Genomic DNA, 22,505 nt, shown 5'->3' with positions numbered 1-22,505 from the left:
GCCAACTTCCATACTTAGGTAAAAACCGATTAGGCTGTGAAGTCTAGTCGGTATTCAAATACCAACAACACTTTCAACAACATTTCTAAGCCGAACCTCTCAGAGCCTTTCCCTAAAAGAAACTCAACTGACGCATTTGGTCTTTGGGTTGCAGCATTACGCTTAAACCAAGCAGACGTATCTCTCGCCCCTGTTGTCTTTTCAGTATTTCACTTAGCAGTTCTTTGAAGTGTTCACGATCTAAAGAGGCGTGGATATGTTCAATCGTGGTTTGCTGAAAGTCGGCGAACTTGAGTTTGATTCCCTGCTTGATGATCGCTTTAGTTGGGCTGGCTTTTTCTAAGCGAGTTTCGAGTTCAGGAAATAGCTTGTCTTCGATTACCTGCCAACATTCAGCGTAAGTTGAAATATTTTGAGTGAAGGTGCGCTCTACGCCTACCGATTTTCGCTCGCGCTCGATGATAACTTCTCGATCATCAATGCCATGACTGCGCTTCCAGAGTGATGCACCTTGACGGCCAAACTTGAGTAGGAGGTCTCGATAGTCAGACTCTTTAATATCCTTACAAGTAAAGAAACCTGCTTGATGCAGCTTTTCAATGCTCACCTTGCCGACACCGGGAATCTTTTCTAGTGGCAACTCATCAATCACTGATTGTACGTCTTGTGGAGGGATAACAAACTGACCATTGGGCTTATTCAGATCCGAGGCAACTTTGGCTAAGAACTTGATCGGGGCAATGCCAGCCGAAGCGGTCAGGTTGAGTTCATTCCAGATATCACGGCGAATCGACTCAGCAATAAGTGTTGCTGAACCATGACACTGCGTAGAATCGGTGACATCAAGAAACGCTTCATCTAAGGAAAGAGGCTCTATGACAGACGTGTATCGAGAGAATATTTCACGAATCTTTTTAGATATCTCGACATAGACCGACATTCTTCCCGGCACAACCAATAGATTAGGACAAAGCTGTAGCGCTTTTCCGGTCGGCATTGCAGAGCGAACACCAAACTTGCGGGCTTCATAATTACATGTGCTCAAAACACCGCGTTGCTTCTCATGCCCACCAACAGCTAACGGGCGATTTCGGTAAGCAGGGTTATCACGCATTTCTACAGCCGCATAAAAACAATCCATATCGACATGAATTATTTTTCTTATTTTCTCTTCGCCTGCGCTACACATCTAGGAATGACTCGACCTTACAACTGTATCAATAAACAGTATAATCCAAATTTTATCAGATTTAAAACGATCTCGAGTCCAGCTAAAAAGGTTTCGCTTCAATAGTCATAAGCTCTTCTGATACTATTGTTAACGAGTATTTAGTCTATAAGTAGGGATCGCTTGTGAGTGAAAAAATACTAGTGGTGGAAGATAGCCGAGCATTCCGCAACTACCTGTACCAACAGCTTAAAAATAGCGGTTATGAGGTCGCACTTGCTGAATCTATTGCAGAAGCAAAAAACATCTTGGAACAAGAGACGGATTTCTTGTGTGCCGTATTAGATTACTGCTTACCTGACGGGCAAGACGGTGAGATCATTGATCTCGTATTAGGCTATCAACAGAAAATAATTGTTCTTACCGGGATGTTCGACAATCAACTGCGAGAGCAAGTCCTAGCAAAAGGCGTTATTGACTACATACTTAAAGACAGTATGTCATCAGTAAGCTACCTACTCCCTCTGGTTCAAAGAATTTCGAATAATCGCCACCACAAAGCATTGGTTGTCGATGATTCAGCGGTTGTTCGCCGTTACATAGCTCAACTTCTAGAACACCAATATATCCAAACTATCCAAGCCGAAGACGGCGAACAAGCATTAAAGCTTCTTCATAACGATCCCGATATTACATTCGTTGTTACAGACCATGATATGCCGAACAAAGACGGTATAGCGATGATCCGTGAAATTCGACGCGATCACGATAGAAACCAGTTGGCTATTTTAGGGCTATCAGGTAGCGATGACCGCACCATGACAGCGCGATTCCTTAAAGCGGGTGCTAACGATTTCCTTTACAAGCCTTTTAACCAAGAAGAGTTTTTCTGCCGTATCCATCAACTGCTTGATATGAAAGAAGCGGCCAATGAGCTATTTCGACATGCCAACGAGGATGCTCTTACTGGCTTATGGAATCGTCGCTACCTGTTTAATCATCCTTGTAAGGGCTGCGATCAACGAAACATCGCGATGATGGATATCGACTTCTTTAAGAAAGTGAATGATACCTTTGGCCACGATGGTGGTGATGCCGTGCTGATCGATGTAGGGAAAATCATCAAAGATCATTTCAAAGACGATGTCGCTGTGCGCTTCGGTGGTGAAGAGTTTTGTATTCAGTCATGCGGTGCATTTGAGAGCTTTGTTGACAACTTAGAGTCCATGAGAGAAGCCATTGAAAGCCATGTTGTTGAGCATGACTCTCAAAGAATCAAGGTCAGTATTAGCATCGGCGTAACCGATTTAGACGCCAAGTTAGATGAGCAGATCAAAGCCGCTGATGAGCTTCTTTATACGGCAAAAGAACAAGGTAGGAATCAGCTAGTGTTTGCGCGTAACAGCATGCAAATCGAACAATAGTCATTCGTTTTTGTTTCCATCGTTAATCTGCCAAGATAAATGACTAAGCCTCAAAACCAAAAAAGCTCAAGATGATAATCTTGAGCTTTTCAATTTAAGGGCATAGATAACTCTACCCCTTATGACTGTCACCCATTAAGCGATACGGTCTTTACTCCAAGCCGCTTCTTTTTGTTGGCGCTCAGCCAGCTTCTCTTCACGGTAAGCTTCACGTGCTTCACGCTTCTTACGCGCGTCGCAAGGTTCAGGGCAGTTACATACTTTATCAATACCAACAGCACCTAAGCCACCACAGCTACCTTTCACAACTTTCTTTTGGATAATGTAGCCAATTGACATCGCTGCGATTACTGCAAGAAAAACACCAAATGTAATCAGAAATGTATTCATAATTATCTCGCTTACCTTATTTACCTAAGTATGGCTTAAATGCTTCAGAAGCAATTTCTTTAAAGCCATCTGCTGTTTTTACCACCATGAACACTGGGATGTTATGCTGGTTTGCGACTTCCATTCCTTTTTCCTCACCTAAGACCATAAGGCCAGTAGATAAGCCGTCTGCAGTCATTGAAGACGGGTTTAAAACAGTCACAGAAACCACTTTATGATGAAGAGGCTTTCCTGTTTCTGGGTTGATGATGTGTGAGTAACGAACACCATCACGCTCAAAATAGTTGCGGTAGTCACCAGACGTTGCGATCGCCATATCACCAGGCTCGATGATCTCTTGGATGTTACGTTCGTCAATACTTGGCTTTTCGATGGCAATACGCCAGCCTACACTTTCACGGTTTAGGCCTTTCAAACGGATTTCACCGCCTACTTCAACCATGTAGTTGTGAATACCAATTGAATCAAGGTAATCAGCAACAACATCAACGCCCCAACCTTTTGCAATAGTTGACAGGTCGACATACAAATTAGGCAAGTCTTTAGTTAGCTTGTTGCCTTCAACGCTCAAGTGGTGAATACCAACCTTAGCTTTACGAGCAGCAAGTTCTTCATCTGATGGAACGACTTCCGGACGCGCTTCAGGACCAAAACCCCAAAGATTAACTAATGGGCCAACCGTAACATCCAACGCACCTTCAGTAAGACCGTTCAAACGAATGGCTTCTTTCACAACGATAGCAGTTTGTTCAGATACTTCGAATGCGTCCGCACCTTTGTGTTGATTGAAACGGCTCAGCTCTGAATCTTCACGGTAAGTCGACATTTGATCATTCACTTCTTCAAGTAGACGATCGATCTCAGTATGAACTTCATTAGATTCAGGAAATTCATCACCATTGATATATTTAATATTGTAACTGGTACCCATTGTTGGGCCACTTAAATGCACTTGCTCTCTTGCCTGATCACAGCCCGCAAGAAAAATCAAAGAAGTTAATGCAACAAGCCAAATTCTCACTTGCTTACTCCTGTCTAATGTTAAGGATTTATATAAGGAAAAATAAGAGTAAAAAATAGGTATTTTGAATGCCTTACTCTTTCTTATATAAGCCAGTATGTTGTCAAAAATAGTCTTAGAAAAACAAATGGCTGACTCGTGAGAGTCAGCCATAATATCAATCACTTAAATGGATTAACCACCGAAGTCATCTAGTAGGATGTTTTCATCTTCTACACCAAGATCTTTCAGCATGCCGATAACAGCCGCGTTCATCATTGGTGGACCACACATGTAGTACTCACAATCTTCAGGAGCTTCGTGATCCTTCAGGTAGTTTTCGTACAATACGTTATGGATGAAACCTGTGTAACCGTCCCAGTTGTCCTCTGGTTGAGGATCAGACAGAGCACAGTGCCACACGAAGTTCTCGTTTGCAGCCGCTAGGCCATCGAAATCTTCAATGTAGAACATCTCACGCTTAGAACGTGCACCGTACCAGTAAGACATCTTACGAGTAGAGTTAAGACGCTTAAGTTGGTCGAAGATATGTGAACGCATTGGCGCCATACCTGCACCACCACCGATGAATACCATTTCATTGTCTGTGTCTTTAGCAAAGAACTCACCAAATGGACCAGAAATAGTACATTTGTCGCCTTCTTTAAGAGACCAGATGTATGAAGACATCACACCAGGAGCTACGTCAGGGTTGTTTGGCGGCGGAGTTGCGATACGCACGTTAAGCTTGATGATGCCTTTCTCTTCTGGGTATGAAGCCATAGAGTAAGCACGGATCGAGTGCTCTTTAACGATAGACTCGTAACGGAACAAGTTGAACTTATCCCAGTCACCACGGTATTCCTCAGGAATATCGTAATCTGCGTATTTCACGTGATGTGGTTCAGCTTCAATCTGAATGTAACCACCCGCGCGGAACGGAACTTCTTCACCTTCAGGGATCGCTAGAGCAAGTTCTTTGATGAAAGTAGCTTCGTTGTTATTCGAGATAACAGTACATTCCCACTTTTTAACACCAAAGATATCTTCGTCTAGTTCAATCTCCATGTCAGTTTTCATAGCAACTTGACATGCAAGACGTTCGCCTTCGCGAGCTTCACCTTTTGTGATGTGATCAAGTTCAGTTGGAAGGATGTCGCCACCACCAGACTTAACTTTTACACGACACTGACCACAAGAGCCACCGCCACCACAAGCAGAAGATACGAAGATACCAGCGCCAGCTAGGGCACCAAGTAGCTTGCTACCAGGTTGAGTAACGATCGCCTTTTCAGGGTCGCCGTTTACAGCAATAGTGATGTCACCTGATGGTACTAGCTTAGACTTAGCGAAAAGAATCACTAGTACTAGAGCCAATACAATAATGGTAAACATCGCTACGCCAAGAATAATGCTTTGCATTTGTTATTCCTTATTACTGGGTGCTTACCCTACAGTTGAACACCAGAGAAAGACATAAAGCCTAACGCCATCAGACCAACAGTAATGAACGTGATACCAAGGCCACGAAGACCTGGAGGAACGTCAGAGTACTTCATCTTCTCACGGATACCCGCAAGAGCAACGATAGCTAACATCCAACCCACACCAGAACCGAAGCCGTAAACAACAGATTCAGCAAAGTTGTAGTCACGAGTTACCATGAAAGATACACCACCAAAGATTGCACAGTTAACTGTGATCAGTGGAAGGAAGATACCTAGTGCGTTGTACAAAGGTGGGAAGAAACGGTCTAGAACCATCTCTAGGATTTGTACAAGTGCCGCGATAACACCGATGAATGCGATGAAGTTAAGGAAACTTAAATCGACACCTTCAACAAGCGCGTTTTCTTTTAGGATGTGCGTGTAAACAAGGTTGTTTACAGGAACAGCGATTGTAAGTACTACAACTACCGCAACACCAAGACCAAAAGAAGTTTTAACTTTCTTAGATACCGCTAGGAATGTACACATACCTAGGAAGAAAGAAAGCGCCATGTTTTCGATGAAAATCGATTTAACTAGCAGACTAATATAATGTTCCATGACTACCTTACCCCTTCGCTTCTACTTGTTCTGGTTTGAACACACGAATTGCCCAAATCAAGAAACCAATTAGGAAGAATGCAGAAGGTGCTAGAAGCATCAAGCCGTTTGGCTGATACCAACCACCGTTGCTCACTAGAGGTAGTACTTCCATACCAAATAGTTTGCCAGAGCCTAGAAGCTCACGGAAGAAACCAACAGTGATAAGAACGAAACCGTAACCAAGACCGTTACCAAGACCATCGATTAGAGATGGGATTGGCGCAGACTTCATTGCGAATGCTTCAGCACGACCCATTACAATACAGTTAGTAATGATTAGGCCTACGAATACAGATAGCTGCTTAGAGATATCGTATAGGTATGCTTTAAGCACTTGGTCTACCACGATTACTAATGATGCGATGATTGCCATCTGAACGATGATACGCACACTGTTAGGAATGTGGTTACGGATCAAAGAAACGAAGAAGTTAGACAGAGCAGTAACGAACATTACCGCGATAGTCATAACAAATGCTGTTTCTAGCTTAGTGGTTACCGCAAGAGCAGAACACACACCAAGAACCTGTAGCGCGATTGGGTTGTTGTCCAACACCGGCGCTAAGATGCTCTTTTTAATTTCTTTTGCACTAGACATTAGTTCAGACCTCCGTCACGAACTTTTGCTAGGAACGGACCAAAGCCCATATCACCTAACCAGAAGTCAAATGTATGTTGAACACCAACGCTAGTCAGTGTTGCACCAGAAAGGCCATCTACACCGTGCTCAGAACCTTGAGGAGCGCCACCTTTAACAACCTGAATAGCAGGTTTGTGGTTTTCGTCGAATAATTTCTTACCAACGAATTGAGCGCGCCAAGTTGGGTTCTCAACTTCACCACCAAGTCCAGGAGTTTCACCTTGCTCGTAGTAAGTGATACCAGAAACTGTGTTGCCATCAGTTTCTACCGCAACGAATGCGTACATCATTGACCATAGACCGTTACCGTGAACAGGGATGATAACTTTAGAAGTTTCAGCGCCATCTTTCACAAGGTATACAGTACCTGTGTTAGCACGACGAATGATCTTAGCGATGTCATCTTCAGCTGAAAGCTTAATTGACTGAGCTGGATCTTTTGCCGCTTTACGTTGGTCGTATGCAGCAGCATCGCCGTCAACGAAATCACCAGTAGCGAAATCAACTAGACGAGGTTCAATGTTCTCTGCGTACAGTGCTGGAATGTTACCCGCAAGTTCAATGCCCGCAACTTCAAGGATCTTAGTTTGCTGATCCAGAACCGCGTTAGCTTGTTGCTTAGGTTTAAGAACAACTGCAGCTGTTGAAACGATGATTGAGCACACTAAGCTCAATGCGATAACAACAAACAGCGTCTTTTTAATGCTATCGTTATTACTTGCCATAGCGCGCTAGTCTCCGCTTAATGTTCTTCTCGATTACAACGTGGTCAAACAGAGGAGCAAATAGGTTTGCGAATAGAATCGCAAGCATCATGCCTTCTGGGTATGCAGGGTTAACTACACGGATCATTACACACATTGCGCCGATTAGGATGCCGTACCACCACTTACCTTTATTGGTAAATGAAGCTGATACTGGGTCTGTCGCCATGAAGAACATACCGAATGCGAAGCCACCTAGAACTAGGTGCCAGTGCCAAGGCATGCTGAACATTGCGTTAGTATCAGAACCGATCACATTGAACAGCGTAGACACCGCAATCATACCGATCATTACACCAGCAATGATACGCCATGAAGCGATACGCATGTAAACGATCATCGCTGCACCAATCATAAGTGCAAGAGTCGATACTTCACCGATAGAACCTGGGATGTTACCAATGAATGCGTCCATCCAAGTGATTGCTTCACCAGATGTTACGTTCATTAGTGCGCTACCGCCGCCTTGAGCCCATTGGCTAAGAGCAGTTGCACCAGAGAAACCGTCTGCAGCAGTCCAAACTACGTCACCTGAAATCTGTGCAGGGTATGCAAAGAATAGGAACGCACGGCCAGCAAGTGCAGGGTTCAGGAAGTTACGACCCGTACCACCGAAGATCTCTTTAGCGACTACAACACCGAAGGTAATACCTAGTGCTGCTTGCCATAGAGGAAGTGTTGGCGGAACGATAAGCGCAAATAAGATAGAAGTAACAAAGAAGCCTTCGTTGACTTCGTGCTTACGCACCATACAGAACAGAACTTCCCAGAAACCACCAACGATGAATACCGTTGCGTAGATAGGTAGGAAGTATGTCGCACCAAGTAGCATCTTGCTGCCAACACCTGCATCGGCTCCTAGGGAGGCGCCAAGCATTTCGGTTAGCCAGTAGTGCCAGTTACCACTGATAACAGATGCTAGTTCAGCGCCTGCGTACATATGGTTAAGTGCTGCGATAGCTTGGCCACCCGCGTTGTACATACCCCAGAACATTGCTGGGAATACCGCGAACCAAACCATGATCATGATACGTTTTAAATCAACGCTATCACGAACGTGCGAGCTTTTCTTTGTAATAAGACCTGGCGTGTAGAACACTGTCGCTGCTGCTTCGTAAAGCGCAAACCACTTCTCGTGTTTACCACCTGGCTCAAAATGATGCTCGATGTCTTCAAGAAACTTTTTAAGGCCCATGAAAATTACCCTTCCTTCTCAATCGTATCTAGGCATTCACGAAGTAGTTGACCGTACTCGTACTTACCTGGACATACAAAGGTACACAATGCTACATCTTCTTCGTCTAGCTCTAGCGCACCAAGTGCTTGAGCACTATCAATGTCGCCTGCACATAGATCACGAAGCAGCAATGTAGGTTCCATATCTAGAGGCATTACGCGCTCGTAGTTACCAATTGGAACCATTGAGCGGTCACTACCGTTTGTCGTCGTTGTCATGTTGAACAACTGACCTTTAAACAGGTGACCAAGGAATGAACGAGTAACAGAGAACTTGTTCTTACCAGGCATAGCCCAGCCGAATAGCTCTTTATCACGACCTTCACGTAGAACAGAAACTTGCTGATGGTAACGACCAAGGAAAGCATGTGGACCTGTTGCTTCAGTACCCGTAAGTACAGAACCAGAAATCACACGAACTTCGCCTGGCATTAACTCGCTGTCAGTCAACTCTTCAAGGCTAGCACCAATTTGAGTACGAACTAGACGTGGGTTGTTAACCACTGGACCAGCCAGAGAAACAACACGCTCAGAGTAAATCTCACCAGTAAGGAAAAGCTTACCGAATGCGATAACATCTTGGTAGTTAATGCTCCACGCTACATTTTGTGCATTTACCGGATATAGGTAATGCATATGCGTGCCTGCAAGACCTGCAGGGTGTGGGCCATCAAAAACATGTTCTTCAACGTTAGACTGAGCTGAACGAGGTAAGCTAGTACCTTTTTTACAAACGTACACTTTACCGTTAGTCAGAGTTGAAAGAAGATCTAAACCAGCAACGAAAGCATCAGACTGCTCGTTAATGATTAATTCTGGCTCAGCTGCTAGTGGATTAGTATCCATAGCAGTAACGAAAATAGCCTGAGTTTCAGAATCAACTGCTGGAACCTTGCTGAACGGACGAGTTCGCAAAGCGGTCCATGCGCCAGACTCAACTAACTGAGCTTTAACCGTTTCACGGTCAAGACTTGTTAGTTGGTTAGCTTCATAGCTATTGAACGTGATTTGCTCATTACCTGCTACTTCAATCACTACTGATTGAAGAACACGCTTAGCACCACGGTTCACTTCAATAACTTTACCGCTTGCTGGAGAAGTAAATACAACACCTGGGTTCTTTTTATCTGCAAAAAGAACTTGGCCTTTCTTCACTTCATCACCAACGCGAGCATGCATCGTAGGACGCATACCAACGTACTCTTCGCCAAGCAAGGCGACTTTAGTGATGGACTTACCATCATTAATCACCTGGGATGGAGTTCCTGCGATAGGAAGATCCAAACCCTTCTTTATTGTAATCATACGCACTTGCACTACTTTATCGGGAAAAAGATTCTTTTAATTGCGTAAATTCGGGACGTTTTAAAATCGCCCTTAGACACGACATTACAGTGTCCGGTTTTGGTAAATTTGAGATACCAAAATCGCAACATTATCTTAATAAACTCATCACACAAAACATGTGAGATTTATCAGGTGCCGTATTCTAGCATTTTTTGACAACTTGATGCCATGACCAATAACTTGAATACCGCCTTTATTTGGTGAGATTTGAAGCATATGGACTCTCAAATATGTATAAATTTGACGAGCCGCACAGATAAAATGGCTTTTGAAACGTGTTTTAAACAAGAGATTAATACTCTGTCACAAACTAATATTTTACGAGTTATGTTGAAACACTGTTAATAAAAACATTACTCATTGTAGGTATTTTTAGTCGTTCAAATTGCCATCAGTTTGAGTGATGTAACAACGAAAAACACATAGGTTTGGCGACAAAAAAGGCGGCATCGCCGCCTTTTCTCAATATGCTAGTTGTGTTACTTGCCACCACCCATACACATAGGGCTATCTGGCACGTTATCTAGCTGCTTCATCCATTCATCTTTTGTATAAGTGTGAATGGACAATGCATGAATATTGTTCGCCAGCTCTTCTGAAAGGGCTTTATTTACCGCTCGATGACGAGCAATAAGACGCAAACCTTCAAACACATCGCTGACAACAATCACTTTGAAATGACTCTCAGAACCAGCCGGAACATTGTGCATATAGCTCTCATTGACCACGTTTAAATGACTTGGTGAAAACTCATTGTGCAATTTTGTTTCGATAACTTCTTGGATCATTGTGATTCCTTAATAACGTATTGGCATTATCCGTGGGGTGAGTATAAACCCTAACAGGTCGAGTGTCTGAGTATTTCATAGCAAATGGCATAGGTTTGGTTGAGTTTTTTCTATCTTGTTCAGGCTGCATTTGAGACAATATCTTTGTTATTTCTTACATAAGTATCTCAAGCAATGAAAACCGAACTTACCCTTCACGACAGAACTTTGACCTTACATCGTTTCCCTAAACGTTCAAATGAAACCCTTCAAGCTTGGGATGCGGGCGACGAATACCTGATCAGTCATGTTGAAGAGATGAACCTTGAACCTGGTAAACACATCCTGATCATGAACGACAGCTTCGGTGCTCTATCGACTTGGTTCTCGAAAGATCATGATGTCACTATGATGAGCGACTCATTTATCTCTCACCGTGGTGCTCTGAAAAACTTGCAGCGTAATCAAAGTAACCGAGTGAACTTCTTGAACACAATGGATGATATCCCACACGGTATCGATCTTGTGATCATGCAGCTGCCGAAAACAAATCGTCACCTAATCTGGCAATTGAGTCAGCTACGCCAAGCTTTGCCTGAAGGCTGCCAAGTGATCGGTGTCAACAAGGTAAAAGAGATTCACACTTCTACGCTTAACCTGTTCGAGAAGTACCTAGGCGAAACCAAAACATCACTAGCGAAGAAAAAACACCGCTTAGTATTCTCGTCTCCAAACTGCCAGCCAATTCAAACGGTAGAGCCTTTTGTTGAATGGGATGTGGACGGTGAAGATATCCGCCTGAAAAATTTACCAAATGTTTACTCAGGGGAAGCACTCGATCAAGGCGCTCGCTATATGCTAGAGCACATCCCTCAAGATCCTGAGCTGCGTCATATCATCGACCTAGGCTGTGGCAACGGTGTATTGAGTGTAAAAGCTGGGCAATTGAACCCACAAGCTCGTATCACTTGTGTGGATGAAAGCTTTATGGCAGTGGAATCAGCACGCCAAAACGTCAAGGATAACCTTGGTGAAGAAGGTAACTTCCAGTTCATCGCCAACAACTGTTTAGATGGCTTCAAGAAAAACAGCACCTACTTAGTGATGTGTAATCCTCCATTCCATCAGCAACAAGCGATTACGGATCACATTGCGTGGCAAATGTTCTGTGATGCAAAGCATGTTCTAAGCAATGGAGGCAAATTAATTGTTATTGGCAACCGACACCTCGGATACGATGTCAAACTAGCAAGACTATTTGGTGAAGCTAACGTTGAAACGCTTGAACTAAACCAAAAATTTGAGATATTACAAGCAACAAGAGAACCTGCGAATTTTAATAAATAAGCAGAAACGACTTCACAAGAATTTAAGATACCGAGCTTCTGGTGTGAATTTAGAAAGGATAAAGGAATGAAAAAACTGATTTTGGCTGCTTCTATTATGGCTTTGACAGCATGTTCAGCCCCTCAGCAAGAACAGATCAATGTAATGCCAGAAGCTTCACTAAGCTCAAGCAACCTTGTACAAGGTAAAACATACACACTAACCAGTAAAGATGTTCGTGCCGCTCAATATGTTGCATTGGTTGATAGTGGCCGTTCAAACATTCAGCCAATTCATGCTAAGCAAAACATGCGTATTTCTCTAGAAAACGCTGTGGCTCAACAGCTAGAGTCTCAAGGTTTTCGTGCAAGCGTAAACAGTGAAAACTCAATTGTTTTAGAAATTCAAGAAGCACTCGTTACCGTAGAACACACCATTATGGAAAACAAAATGGACGGTAAAGTAACGCTTGAAGTTACCGCTGAAACACCGGAAGGTAAGCTCGTTAAAACATTCAACGGTACTGCTACTCGCACAGGTGCATTAAGCGCTTCAAACGATGATATCGCGATGGTGCTTAACGATGTAATCAACTTGGTATTGAAAGAGATTGCCAATGACCAAGAGCTACAAACTTACATGAAGGAACGTTTCTAATGGGTCGCATTCTATCTTTTATTGCATTAATGCTAGTGAACGTGAGCGTTTGGGCTGGTCCTAAAGTGAACGTAGAAACAACATTAGGCGACTTCACTATCGAGCTTAACCAAGAGCAAGCACCAGTTAGTGCTGAGAACTTTTTAAAGTACGTTGCTGACGGCAGCTACGAAGGTACTATCTTCCACCGTGTTATTCCTGGCTTTATGGCGCAAGGTGGCGGCTTCGATCAAGAGATGAATCAACAAGCGACTTATGCTCCTATCAAAAATGAAGGCAGCAACGGCCTAAAGAATGATACAGCAACGATCGCTATGGCTCGCACTAATGCGCCAGATTCTGCAACTCGCCAGTTCTTCATTAACTTCTCTGATAATGATTTTTTGAACGCAAAAGGTGGTAACCCAGGTTACGCTGTATTCGGCAAAGTAACTGAAGGTTTTGATGTTGTACAAAAGATGGCAACAATTCCAACTAAACGAATGGGCCGCATGTCAGACATTCCAGTCGACCCAATCGTCATCACTAAAGTGACCCTTCTTAAGTAATCCAATGCAACGCCCTTATTTCTTAAGGGCGTTTTTCTATACAAGGACGCCCTATGTCATCAGGCACTCCCTCTCTTTCTTGGATGCAGACTTTTCGCAGCTACCTAGATAAACGTCTACTTTGGGTGTTTATGCTCGGCTGTTCGAGCGGCTTCCCATGGGTTCTTATTGGATCCAACATGTCTGGTTGGTTAAAAGATGCAGGTTTAACACGAGCAGCCATTGGCTACTTTGGTAGTGTGTTTGCCGTCTATGCGATTAACTTTCTATGGGCACCCTTGGTAGACCGAGTAAAACTGCCTGTGCTTCACGCAATACTCGGCCAGCGCCGCAGTTGGATCTTTTTCTGCCAAACCATTGTTTTGATCGGCACCTTATTCATCGCAGGCGTCAATCCCGCAGAGAATTTGGCGTTTACCTCAATGTTGGCGCTCGCTATTGCTATTGCCTCAGCCACGCAAGATATCGCGATTGATGCATTTCGTATTGATACCTTCCCAAAATCCGAAGCATCAAAACTGCCGCAAGCTTCTGCAATGGCCGTCATTGGTTGGTGGACAGGGTATTCTCTACCAGGCTACCTTGCCTTTATTAATGCAGACTCAATCGGTTGGAATGGCGTGTATTACGGCATGGCAGGTGTCGTTGTTGTACTAATGCTGTTTACTCTTTTTGTCGGAGAGCCAAACACACAGCGTGAAGCCCTACAAGAGCAAGCACAGCAGCGCCACAATAAAGTGGTCGGCTCAAAGCTTGTCGCTTGGTTCAGTGTAACGGTAATTGAACCGTTTTATGATTTCTTCAAAAGAAACGGCGTTCAAGTTGCCATTACTCTATTGCTGTTTGTGTTCCTATTTAAGATTGGTGAAGCCTTCCTAGGTCGCATGTCGATCACCTTCTATAAAGAGATAGGTTTCAGTAACGAACAGATCGGTCATTACTCCAAATTAATTGGTTGGGGAGCAACCATATTCTTCACTTTGGTAGGCAGTGTCTTCAATGTGAAATTTGGCATTGTACGCGGACTGATGATCGGTGGTGTGGCAATGGCGGCCAGTAATCTAATGTTTGCGTGGATCGCTCAGACAGGCCCGAGTGAAACCTTGTTCTTGGCAACGATCATTGTCGACAACTTCACGACCGCCTTTTCGACAGTAGCCTTTGTCTCTTTCTTAACGTTATTAACTGGGCAGGCCTTCTCTGCAACCCAATATGCATTACTCGCATCCTTGGGTAACTTCGGTCGCACCACACTGGCTTCCTTCAGCGGTGAGTTGGTTGATTACCTCAATGACTGGTCAACCTTCTTTATACTTACTGCGCTTATGGTGATACCAAGTTTGATCATGCTCTATTCGTTACGCCACTTTTTCACAGATTTACTAGAAAAAGCGAAAACCAACCACGAATAAGAGAAAAAGAAGACAGAATAGAAAGAGGGTAGCTTCACGCTACCCTCTTTCTATTCTGTCGCTAATGATTTGGTAAGCGCTAATCTGTTGTATCACTCACTATAAGATTAAAACCCGCTCCGTCATCAATTGCCACGACTTGATACACCACACCACTAGCTAGCGTAGCAGGAGCTGAATCAATCGCCACAACTGACGGTTGGCCCGCTACAGTAATGGTCACAAAGTAAGACCCGGCTGCAACATAAATACCGTTCGCGTAATCTTTGAATTTCACATCACTCAATGCTGGGGTACTGCCAGCAATGCCCACGTTTTCTGTTAAGTAGATATCAACCGAAGCCGCAATTGGATTAGCCGCCGCGTGCGTAATGTTTAACACTGCACTGGTCGCAACCGGGCGACGGTTTTCAGGAACAACCAAAGGTTCCAAGTTAAGCGGACTTACTGTCCCTACTGCATAGATGCTGTAATCCATACCAGCAAATACCGCGACACCATCTGCATCAATCAGTGCATTGGTTGTAGTGCCATCAGCAAAGATATCTAAATCATAAGTACCTACGGCTAAATCTTTAAACATGGTTATGTCTTTAAACACAAGGTCAGCAAAATCAGCTGATGCTGCTGAGTTTACGAACACGTCTACTGTTGGTGCGCCATCGACCAAATGCCCGACTCTCACTTCGGCAGTTTCTGACATGTCGTATATTAAAGAGGAACCGCTACCATCCATCACCATCAACTTAACTGGAGATGCACTGTTTGAGTCAGCTCTTGGCACAGCTGCAATCGTTAGCTCGCTACCGCCAGACAAAGTGATCTCTCCTGAATCAAACGCGATAGCACTACCAGTTACTGTTTCAAGTCTCACGCGATATTGACCAGCAGGAATATTGAGCACATCGGTAAAATCTTTATAAGCCAACGTCCCCAACGGTGCACCCAATGGATCGCTAGGACCTGTGACATACAAGTTTACATCGCCGACACCTGTCGCCGCATGGACTACTTGCACATCTAAACTTGAACTTGTTGCCGTGCCCGCAGCAGGACGAGTAACAACTAAAGCCTCAACCGGGTTATTAGAACCATCAGCATCGCCGACCACCATCACGGTGTAATCTAGGTCTTTGCTCAGGTTAAATTGGCTTTGAGGTATGACGGTTGCGACGGCCTCCCCAGGAAGCTGAACGTCAACTTGCACTGAAGTCTGCCCTTCTGACACTGACGCGTACCCAGACGCTTGAGCATAATCGACGCCAGTCCAACGAGCTTGACTGTTGACGATAACATTAGCCAAAGGTGCATCAGGTGATGCGTGAACGGCTTGAAGTTGTGTAGTAGGTTCATCGTCATCGTCACACCCAACAATGAACAGCGCTGATATTGCTACCGCTAGTAATGGTGAATATTTCATCGGTCTTCTCTCCAAAAAGTTAGACCAGTTCGTCACACAAAAGATAAGCTCAGTAAAAAATCTTCAAATACTCTCTCTCAGTATTTAGTGCAGTGAACTGTCTCAATAATATCTGTGATGGGAAAAGTAATAAGGCTGACATTCCAAATTACTCATCACATGAATTGTTCATCAATTGATTCCCCCACCACTACGGAGCTGGTTAAAAATAGATCAAAGAGTGGATCTAACTGAGGAGAGATTTAGTCGTTTTCTGGGGATAAATTACATAGAAAAGAATACTGTTGATTTTGATATGAATGTCACTCTAATTAGTAGAATCGTTTGCTTAGCGCAGCATTTAACCTATTTATCCACAAAATAATCGAATTTCACAAAATCAATAGAATTAAGGGTGCATCAGGATGCATTGCCACCTTAAAGTTCCATCATTTAGATCATTAGTGTGATCAGTCTCACTTTAATAATTGTAGTTTTCACTCTGTCTCACTTTTATTTGAGAACAAAATCGCTATTATGCTCGGCATTCGGACATCATAAACACGCACGGATTAGCGGGTTATTCATTTTTAACATAGAGAGTTCCATTATGCGTAAATCACTTTTAACTCTTGGCCTACTTGCAGCAGCATCTGCTCCAGTAATGGCGGCTGATTATTCTGACGGCGACATCCATAAGAACGATTACAAATGGATGCAGTTCAACCTTATGGGTGCATTCAATGAGAAAGGCGTTACTGAGTCTACTCATGATTACCTAGAGATGGAATTTGGTGGTCGCTCTGGAATCTTTGATCTTTACGGTTACGTTGACGTATTCAACCTAACTTCTGATCCAGGTAGTGATAAAAATGGCCAAGAAAAAATCTTCATGAAGTTTGCTCCTCGTATGTCTCTTGACGGGCTAACAGGTAAAGATCTTTCTTTCGGTCCAGTTCAAGAGCTTTACGTATCTACGCTTATGGAATGGGGTGGTAACTCTGGCGTTAACACTCAAAAAGTTGGTCTTGGTTCTGATGTAATGGTTCCATGGTTTGGCAAAATGGGCCTAAACCTTTACGGTACATACGACTCAAACAACAAAGACTGGAACGGTTTCCAAATCTCGACTAACTGGTTCAAGCCATTCTACTTCTTCGAAAACGGTTCATTCATCTCTTACCAAGGTTACATCGATTACCAATTCGGTATGCAAGATGAGTACTCTCAAGTAAGCAACGGCGGCGCGATGTTTAATGGTCTTTACTGGCACTCAGATCGCTTTGCAGTTGGTTACGGCTTGAAACTATACAGCGATGTATACGGCTTTAAAGATGGCGCAAACCTTCCATGGGATGCATCTACACAAGCTGAATCTTCTGGCGTAGGTCACTACGTAGCAGTAACTTACAAGTTCTAATCGAACTTCTAAGAAAGTTTCCAAAATGGCACCCTCGGGTGCCATTTTTTATTGCTTTCATTTAATGCCTCGCTATCCTTGCAGCATCACTTTCTTATCTCGGTATTGCTGTGAACATCACTATTGTTGGACCTGGAGCAATTGGCTCTTTATGGGCGATAAAACTACTTCAAGCTGGTCATAATGTCTCTTTGTGGAGTCGCTCCACTGATAACTCAATTGACTTATCACTTGATGGACAAGCTTCACTTTCCTTCAGTAACAACAATATCGAAAAGCTATCAGCGAGTGACTTAGTGATCTTCACAGTCAAAGCTTGGCAAGTAGAAGAAGCCACCACTCCGTTACTTCAATATCTCGACCCTGACACCATTCTTGTGTTCATGCACAACGGAATGGGAGCAGTAGACGAGATAGCCACTCAAATTGATATTCATCCGGTAGTATTAGCGACCACCACCCAAGCAGCCTTTAAACCCGATCGTAACAATGTATCCCATACAGGAACCGGCCAAACTCAATTGGGTGCTTTTAACCTCAAGGGTCAACAGTGCACTTTTTTAGTTGATGTGTTGGAGCATGCCTTACCTACTGTGAGTTGGAATCCAGAAATAAAAACCGCACTCTGGACTAAACTCGCCATCAACTGTGCTATCAACCCACTGACTGGGTTAGAGCAAGTCAAAAATGGCGAACTTGCAGAGCAAAAGTTTGGAGATACTTTAAGCTCTATCGTTGAAGAGCTCACAAAAGTTATTCAGGCAGAAGGTATTGATTGTTCGATCGAAGAGTTAGAAGCGAGCGTCAAACAGGTAATCCAAGCCACAGCCCAGAACAACTCATCCATGAAGCAGGATATGTTTTACCAACGCAAGACAGAGATCGACTTCATCACTGGACACCTGATAAAAACAGCAAATAAGCATCAGATAGAAGTTCCCGTTAACCAAAAGCTGTTCGATCAGGTCAAAGAGCAAGAAAATAGCTGGAATCATCAAGATTAGTCAGCAACGGTTAACAAGTCGCGATAAAATAATGATACCGCTTAGCATTACGCTGGCACCAATTCCCAAGATTTAGGTAAGAATAGATGTTTGATATCAATCACATCCGAGAGCAGTTTCCTGCGCTATCCCAAACCATCAATCAACAACCATTGATTTACTTAGACAGCGCGGCAACGACACAAAAACCTCAGGTAGTTATTGATGCCATTAGCCAATATTACTCCAAGCAGAATGCCAATGTTCATCGTGGCAGTCATAGTTTAACCGCGCACGCTACCAGCCAATTTGAAGGCGCTAGAGACAAGGTCGCTCAGTTTATTGGCGCAACCTCATCGAAAGAGATTATCTGGACTCGCGGTGCCACCGAAGCACTCAACCTTATCGCTCAAACCTACGCTAGAAGCACGCTTCAACCTGGTGATGAGATCTTAGTGAGTGAGATGGAACATCACGCCAACATAGTGCCTTGGCAAATTGTGGCAGAACAAAACGGCGCTAAAGTAGTTAAAGTACCAATGACATCTGATTGCGAATTTGATCTACAAGCTTTTGATCATCTTCTTAATGATAAGACCAAGATTGTTGCCTTAGCTCAGATCACCAATGTCACAGGTTCTCGTCAGCCAATTGAACAAGTCATCGAAAAAGCTCACAAGATGAATGCGGTTGTGGTGGTTGATGGCGCACAAGGTATCGTTCATGAATCAATTGATGTTGCAGCTTTAGGCGCTGATTTCTACGTATTCTCTGGGCACAAGCTCTATGCTCCCGCCGGCATTGGTGTACTTTACGGCAAGCTTGAATTGCTCGAAGCGATGCCACCATGGCACGGTGGAGGTAAAATGGTTGAGCGAGTATCATTTTCTGGTACCACTTTTTCAGAATTACCGGGCAAGTTTGAAGCAGGCACGCCAAATGTTGCCGGAGCGATAGCATTAAGTACTGCAATAGAATGGTTAAGTGGTTTTACACAGCAAGATGTCGAAAATCATATCCACCAGCTACAGCACGAGACTTACCTTGCGCTCAGTAAACTGGATGACATTCAGATTTTGGGCTATCAACCCAACGCCAGTGTGATTACGTTTGTAATGGATGGCGTTCACCATCAAGATATAGCGACTCTACTGGATCAGCAAGGTATCGCAGTACGTGCAGGGCATCATTGTGCTCACCCATTGATGGATGCTCTTAATGTGAAAGGAACGGTTCGTATTTCATTTGGCATTTACAACAACATGGATGATGTTGAAAGGCTCGTAGCGGCGATAGAAAAAGCCGTTGATATGCTTTAGCCGAGTCACGAGCGAAATTATTTAGGGTTGGCGTTTAGCGTCAACCCTTTTTGTTTCTGTGTATCTAAGAGATGTTAAGCACTGAGCTCTTGGATTTGAGCAACAATCGCTTTTAATCCATTACCGCGAGATGGGCTTAGATGGGTGATTAGACCGATTTTTTCGAAGTAGCCATCAATATCGAATGCTTGTACCTGCTCTGATGTTTTTCCATCATACGCAGCCATCACTAATGCGATTAGCCCGCGAACGATACGAGCATCAGAATCAGCACAAAAGTGCCAAACACCATCGATATTCTGAGAAACTAACCACACTCGGCTTTCACAACCAGACACTACAACCTGCTCACTTTTCAGTTCATCAGGCATGTTAGGTAGTTTTTTTCCCCATTGAATCACTTGGCGATAACGGTCTTCCCAGCCGCTGAATGTCTGCATTTTCGCGACAATATCATCACTGGTAATTTCAGTGCCGAAAGGAGAGCTTGGGAAGGTGGTCATTTTCATATCCAGTCGATTGTTAATTGAGTAGAAGACGTTACTTAGCGTGCTTTTGAATCAGCTTTTCTACAATACGTGAAACAGCCACAAAACCAAACGTAGCAGTTACCACCGTTGCCGCACCAAAACCCGTCGCACAATCCATGCGCTTTGGACCTTCTGCGGTCGCTTTCGCAGCGCATACACTGCCGTCAGCTTGAGGGTATTTCAGCTGTTCAGTTGAGAACACACAATCGATACCAAACTTACGCGCTGGATTCTTAGGGAAATTATGATGACGACGAAGGGTATCTTTTAGCTTCTTCGCTAGCGGATCTTGAATCGTCTTGGTCAAATCGGCCACTTTGATTTGAGTCGGATCGATTTGACCACCAGCGCCACCGGTAGTGATCACCTTGATTTTGTTGCTACGACAGTACGCCAGCAGTGAAGCCTTCGCTTTCATGCTATCAATCGCATCTAACACAAAGTCGAATTCTTTCGATAGGTATTCAGCCTGATTGTCTGGGCCGATAAAGTCATCAATCAGGTTAACCTTACACTCAGGATTAATCAGCTTGACGCGCTCTGCCATCACTTCGATTTTGCTCTTACCAACGGTACCCGACATAGCATGAATCTGGCGGTTAATGTTAGTTACACACACGTCATCCATATCGATCAACGTCAGCTCACCTAAACCAGTACGAGCAAGCGCTTCAACCGCCCATGAACCTACACCACCAATACCGATCACACACACATGTGCTCCTCTAAGTATGTCGACTTCACTATTGCCATACAGGCGACGAGTGCCACCAAATCGTTGGTCATAGTTTTCTGAAGCTGGAGTGGTCAATTCACGCATTGTTGCCGCCAATTTATTTCTGAGAAAAAGAAAAGAGTGCGTTTTATACGCACTCTTGAATAAAAAGTCTAGGGGATTAGCGATTCGCTTTCAATGCCCCATTTTATTGTCGCTTACTCTACCTTTTCAGGAGGCAAAGCCCAAGGCGCTTCAGTTGCGCTACCATCTAAGCCGAGCTTCCACACACGACCAAAATGCTTGTAATGACCCGCTTCAGTACCCGCTCGAGGGCCCATGCCGTGGTAAAGGTCCAAATGGTTTTGCTTAACCGCGCCGCCCGTATCCAAAACCAGTAACAGTCTTAATTGGTGTGCACCGCTCCAAGTACCATCCGCATTCAATAAAGGAACCTCAGCCAGAATTGGAGTTCCCATAGGCAAGATAGAGCGATCGCCAGCTACTGCAGCCATTGGTAATAGAGGAATCCCAGCACTACCCATTACTGACAAGTCGTCTCTCGCTTCAAAAAACACGAAAGATGGATTTTGCTCAAGCAACTCTTTGACCACTTCAGGGTCGTTTGCCAATACCCACTCTTTGATTGCTTTTAGTGACATTTTTTCGCGTGGAACTAAGCCTCGCTCAATCAAAACACGGCCAATGCTCACATAAGCTTTATTGTTCTTACCTGCGTATGCGAAATACTGCAGCGTATCATCATCACCGAAGTGCACGAACCCACTGCCCTGCACTTCCATCATAAATGGGTCGATGCGGTTTGCTGAGTAACCTAACTCAAGGCCTTGACCTTCTAATGCGCCGTTGTAAATCTCTTCGCGTGTTGGACACTCTTTACCACATTCAGGAAGCCCATAAACTGGGTAACGATATTCTTCATTCGCTTCGTGGCGCAACTCCATTACAGGAGAAAAGTAACCCGTGAACAAAACATTGCCTTGTTTATCACCACCACCAAGCTGCGCAGTTTGAACGCCAAAGTTTGCTAACTCACTCGGGTCACCACTCAGCATTGCCCACTCATTGAGTTGCTGATAAAGCGGCTCATAGATTTTAGCCATCGAAGGGGATTTAGAAACCACCATCTCAGCTTGCTCTGAAAATGCGGTATAGTCTCTTGGTTTATTGGATTCAACCTGATCGACCTTATTTAAGGTGCGGGGAAATTCATCATCAAGGTGTTGTTGAGCGAGATCAGTGGGTTGAGCACAGCCAAATAACAAAGAGGCAGCGACAAGGGGAAGCCATTTTTTAATCACAAGAGTCATCCTAAAAATTCTATGCATCGAGGATGACAAAAACAGTCA

At 44.0% G+C, this 22,505-nt stretch carries 22 protein-coding genes; 8 read left to right on the top strand and 14 right to left on the bottom strand.

Annotation, left to right across the window (positions count from 1 at the left end; translation table 11 throughout):
• Positions 1 to 112: 112 nt before the first annotated feature.
• Entirely contained in the window at positions 113 to 1,189 is a 1,077-nt protein-coding gene (dinB, locus tag OC193_RS03750; protein WP_048657908.1) for a DNA polymerase IV, read from the bottom strand.
• 164 nt (positions 1,190 to 1,353) lie between these two features.
• Between dinB and OC193_RS03745 the strand changes: the two genes are divergently transcribed.
• The gene (locus OC193_RS03745) at positions 1,354 to 2,592 is read left to right on the top strand and encodes a response regulator (RefSeq protein WP_048657907.1); all 1,239 of its coding nucleotides are present in this window, start codon (positions 1,354 to 1,356) and stop codon (positions 2,590 to 2,592) included.
• A gap of 135 nt (positions 2,593 to 2,727) precedes the next feature.
• Here the strand turns inward: OC193_RS03745 and nqrM are convergent, their stop codons facing one another.
• The 9 genes from nqrM to bolA form a co-directional block, all read right to left on the bottom strand.
• Positions 2,728 to 2,982, bottom strand: a complete 255-nt coding sequence (gene nqrM / locus OC193_RS03740; protein WP_009848378.1) for a (Na+)-NQR maturation NqrM — start codon at positions 2,980 to 2,982, stop codon at positions 2,728 to 2,730.
• 16 nt (positions 2,983 to 2,998) lie between these two features.
• The gene (locus tag OC193_RS03735; protein WP_048657906.1) at positions 2,999 to 4,003 is read right to left on the bottom strand and encodes an FAD:protein FMN transferase; all 1,005 of its coding nucleotides are present in this window, start codon (positions 4,001 to 4,003) and stop codon (positions 2,999 to 3,001) included.
• Positions 4,004 to 4,177: 174 nt separating this feature from the next.
• A complete protein-coding gene (nqrF, locus tag OC193_RS03730; RefSeq protein WP_017631923.1) occupies positions 4,178 to 5,404 on the bottom strand; it encodes an NADH:ubiquinone reductase (Na(+)-transporting) subunit F in 1,227 nt (408 codons plus the stop codon).
• Positions 5,405 to 5,433: 29 nt separating this feature from the next.
• Positions 5,434 to 6,030, bottom strand: coding sequence for an NADH:ubiquinone reductase (Na(+)-transporting) subunit E (nqrE, locus tag OC193_RS03725; RefSeq protein ID WP_009848375.1), 597 nt, complete (start codon positions 6,028 to 6,030; stop codon positions 5,434 to 5,436).
• Positions 6,031 to 6,037: 7 nt separating this feature from the next.
• Positions 6,038 to 6,670, bottom strand: coding sequence for an NADH:ubiquinone reductase (Na(+)-transporting) subunit D (locus OC193_RS03720; protein WP_008223083.1), 633 nt, complete (start codon positions 6,668 to 6,670; stop codon positions 6,038 to 6,040).
• On the bottom strand, positions 6,670 to 7,437 hold the full coding sequence (locus OC193_RS03715) for a Na(+)-translocating NADH-quinone reductase subunit C (RefSeq protein ID WP_004735209.1): 768 nt from the start codon (positions 7,435 to 7,437) through the stop codon (positions 6,670 to 6,672). The genes OC193_RS03720 and OC193_RS03715 overlap by 1 nt, the downstream gene beginning before the upstream one ends.
• Complete coding sequence (locus OC193_RS03710; RefSeq protein WP_017067139.1) at positions 7,427 to 8,671, bottom strand: NADH:ubiquinone reductase (Na(+)-transporting) subunit B; 1,245 nt, start codon at positions 8,669 to 8,671, stop codon at positions 7,427 to 7,429. The genes OC193_RS03715 and OC193_RS03710 overlap by 11 nt, the downstream gene beginning before the upstream one ends.
• A 5-nt stretch (positions 8,672 to 8,676) precedes the next feature.
• Complete coding sequence (locus OC193_RS03705) at positions 8,677 to 10,017, bottom strand: Na(+)-translocating NADH-quinone reductase subunit A (RefSeq protein WP_048657905.1); 1,341 nt, start codon at positions 10,015 to 10,017, stop codon at positions 8,677 to 8,679.
• Between the two features lie 521 nt (positions 10,018 to 10,538).
• Positions 10,539 to 10,847 carry a transcriptional regulator BolA gene (gene bolA / locus OC193_RS03700; protein WP_017064186.1) on the bottom strand — a complete coding sequence of 103 codons (309 nt, stop codon included), beginning with the start codon at positions 10,845 to 10,847 and terminating at the stop codon, positions 10,539 to 10,541.
• A 174-nt stretch (positions 10,848 to 11,021) separates the two neighbouring features.
• Here bolA and OC193_RS03695 point away from each other — a divergent pair, with 174 nt between their 5' ends.
• The 4 genes from OC193_RS03695 to OC193_RS03680 all read left to right on the top strand — a co-directional run bounded on the left by OC193_RS03695 (position 11,022) and on the right by OC193_RS03680 (position 14,769).
• Entirely contained in the window at positions 11,022 to 12,173 is a 1,152-nt protein-coding gene (locus OC193_RS03695) for a methyltransferase (protein WP_048607983.1), read from the top strand.
• A gap of 66 nt (positions 12,174 to 12,239) precedes the next feature.
• Positions 12,240 to 12,809 carry a YajG family lipoprotein gene (locus OC193_RS03690; protein ID WP_048663688.1) on the top strand — a complete coding sequence of 190 codons (570 nt, stop codon included), beginning with the start codon at positions 12,240 to 12,242 and terminating at the stop codon, positions 12,807 to 12,809.
• Entirely contained in the window at positions 12,809 to 13,357 is a 549-nt protein-coding gene (locus OC193_RS03685) for a peptidylprolyl isomerase (RefSeq protein WP_048663689.1), read from the top strand. Before OC193_RS03690 ends, OC193_RS03685 begins: the two co-directional genes overlap by 1 nt.
• 53 nt (positions 13,358 to 13,410) lie before the next feature.
• Positions 13,411 to 14,769 carry an AmpG family muropeptide MFS transporter gene (locus OC193_RS03680; protein ID WP_048657901.1) on the top strand — a complete coding sequence of 453 codons (1,359 nt, stop codon included), beginning with the start codon at positions 13,411 to 13,413 and terminating at the stop codon, positions 14,767 to 14,769.
• A 79-nt stretch (positions 14,770 to 14,848) separates the two neighbouring features.
• Here the strand turns inward: OC193_RS03680 and OC193_RS03675 are convergent, their stop codons facing one another.
• Positions 14,849 to 16,189 (bottom strand): DUF4397 domain-containing protein, encoded by a 1,341-nt coding sequence (locus OC193_RS03675; RefSeq protein ID WP_048663690.1) that lies wholly within the window; start codon positions 16,187 to 16,189, stop codon positions 14,849 to 14,851.
• Positions 16,190 to 16,778: 589 nt separating this feature from the next.
• Here OC193_RS03675 and OC193_RS03670 point away from each other — a divergent pair.
• From OC193_RS03670 to csdA, 3 genes are all read left to right on the top strand, one after another.
• The gene (locus OC193_RS03670; RefSeq protein WP_048657899.1) at positions 16,779 to 17,588 is read left to right on the top strand and encodes a nucleoside-specific channel-forming Tsx family protein; all 810 of its coding nucleotides are present in this window, start codon (positions 16,779 to 16,781) and stop codon (positions 17,586 to 17,588) included.
• A 110-nt stretch (positions 17,589 to 17,698) separates the two neighbouring features.
• Positions 17,699 to 18,592: a 2-dehydropantoate 2-reductase gene (gene panE / locus OC193_RS03665; RefSeq protein ID WP_048663691.1), complete on the top strand. Its 894-nt coding sequence runs from the start codon at positions 17,699 to 17,701 to the stop codon at positions 18,590 to 18,592.
• An 86-nt stretch (positions 18,593 to 18,678) separates the two neighbouring features.
• Positions 18,679 to 19,890 carry a cysteine desulfurase CsdA gene (gene csdA, locus OC193_RS03660; RefSeq protein WP_048663692.1) on the top strand — a complete coding sequence of 404 codons (1,212 nt, stop codon included), beginning with the start codon at positions 18,679 to 18,681 and terminating at the stop codon, positions 19,888 to 19,890.
• 74 nt (positions 19,891 to 19,964) lie between these two features.
• Here csdA and csdE read toward each other — a convergent pair whose 3' ends face one another.
• The 3 genes from csdE to mltA all read right to left on the bottom strand — a co-directional run bounded on the left by csdE (position 19,965) and on the right by mltA (position 22,466).
• Complete coding sequence (csdE, locus tag OC193_RS03655) at positions 19,965 to 20,393, bottom strand: cysteine desulfurase sulfur acceptor subunit CsdE (RefSeq protein WP_048657896.1); 429 nt, start codon at positions 20,391 to 20,393, stop codon at positions 19,965 to 19,967.
• 37 nt (positions 20,394 to 20,430) lie between these two features.
• Positions 20,431 to 21,240, bottom strand: a complete 810-nt coding sequence (gene tcdA, locus OC193_RS03650) for a tRNA cyclic N6-threonylcarbamoyladenosine(37) synthase TcdA (protein WP_048657895.1) — start codon at positions 21,238 to 21,240, stop codon at positions 20,431 to 20,433.
• Between the two features lie 113 nt (positions 21,241 to 21,353).
• Entirely contained in the window at positions 21,354 to 22,466 is a 1,113-nt protein-coding gene (gene mltA, locus OC193_RS03645; RefSeq protein ID WP_048663693.1) for a murein transglycosylase A, read from the bottom strand.
• Positions 22,467 to 22,505: the final 39 nt, after the last annotated feature.

This window comes from Vibrio crassostreae, from assembly GCF_024347415.1.
Classification (GTDB): Bacteria; Pseudomonadota; Gammaproteobacteria; order Enterobacterales; family Vibrionaceae; genus Vibrio; species Vibrio crassostreae.
The sequence above is the reverse complement of the archived record's forward strand: the minus strand, read 5'-3'. Positions and strand labels throughout refer to the sequence as shown.